Source organism: Rheinheimera sp. NSM (assembly GCF_052380015.1).
In the GTDB taxonomy this organism is placed as follows: domain Bacteria; phylum Pseudomonadota; class Gammaproteobacteria; order Enterobacterales; family Alteromonadaceae; genus Alishewanella.
Genome location: NZ_JBQTCI010000020.1, coordinates 1 through 407 on the forward strand (window position 1 = coordinate 1; position 407 = coordinate 407).

The 407-nt window shown below is 49.1% G+C and carries 1 tRNA gene; it reads right to left on the bottom strand.

The window, feature by feature from the left end:
- Positions 1-163 precede the first annotated feature (163 nt).
- Positions 164-239: transfer RNA gene (locus tag ACTZWV_RS19895), tRNA-Val, on the bottom strand.
- Positions 240-407: the final 168 nt, after the last annotated feature.

The following is a 407-nucleotide window of genomic DNA, read 5'->3' on the forward strand; positions in this document are numbered from 1 at the left end:
TGACCCCCGCCTTGTAAGGGCGGTGCTCTCCCAGCTGAGCTAACAATCCATGGGAGTACTAAATTTTGTTCACTATAAATTGATGGTAGATTGTACTGGGTTGAACCAGTGACAACCGTTTTGTCATGAAGAGCGGGCGGTGCTTCCCATGAAATATCCCAATTGGTGGATTGTACTGGGTTCGAACCAGTGACCCCCGCCTTGTAAGGGCGGTGCTCTCCCAGCTGAGCTAACAATCCATGGGAGTACTAAATTTTGTTCACTATAAATTGATGGTAGATTGTACTGGGTTGAACCAGTGACAACCGTTTTGTCATGAAGAGCGGGCGGTGCTTCCCATGAAATATCCCAATTGGTGGATTGTACTGGGTTCGAACCAGTGACCCCCGCCTTGTAAGGGCGGTGCT